The organism is Cryobacterium sp. MLB-32, from assembly GCF_000738085.1.
Taxonomy (GTDB): Bacteria; Actinomycetota; Actinomycetes; order Actinomycetales; family Microbacteriaceae; genus Cryobacterium.
In genome coordinates, this window is record NZ_JPRS01000434.1 from 1 (window position 1) to 717 (window position 717).

The window sequence follows — 717 nt, forward strand, 5'->3', positions numbered from 1 at the left end:
GAAACGTTCGCTTTTCACAATCAAGACCAGCCGTTAGCAGATTTCGGGCTGTTGCGCGGGGATATCGAGTCAGCCGCGGACGCGGCCGCAACGCTCGGGATAACAATCGAGACAGTCGGCAAGAAGCTGGGCAATGAAATTGATGGTTTACAGGATCTCTCGAAGTATCAGGTTGTGATGCTGTGGCCCGTTGCTGACGCACTCCGTATAACCCGAGTCACCGGGTTTACGAACTCGCGTGACGGCTACAAGCTCGACTGGAACGCGTTCTATCGGGAGCTCCCTGCTGAAGACAGGCAGAACGTCGCGACGATGTCCGCGTACAACCGTGCTCGCCTGTATTTCGACGTACGCCTAGTCCCAATCTCGGCCGCAGACTTACATCAGGTGAGCAAGGCTCTCGGTAATTCTGAGGCAACGATCGCGAAATCTTACCTCGGGCAATTCGCGACGACACACCTGTACGGCGTCGTCGCCGAGACCTGGGACCCGTCGAAATTCTCACCCCTCCGAGAGCGGGATTCCAAAAGATCCTCGGAAGCACGAGTGTGGTACGACTCGGTTACGTCTCAATCGGTCGCATTAGGGGAACGCATCGCGCGTGTTTTTTCACTTCTCGGCTTCGAGTCGAAACATGAGGGTCAACTGCGCTCGCCACATCGCAATGTGCGCGCAGATATTGTCGTCAATCGCGAAGGTGCTCAGCAGAGCATCGTC

Annotated in this window: 1 protein-coding gene; it reads left to right on the forward strand. The window is 56.2% G+C overall.

The annotated features are described in order from the left end of the window. Positions 1-717, forward strand: a 717-nt coding sequence (locus JF66_RS23850) for a hypothetical protein (RefSeq protein ID WP_035880482.1), incomplete at both ends; no start/stop codon positions are given.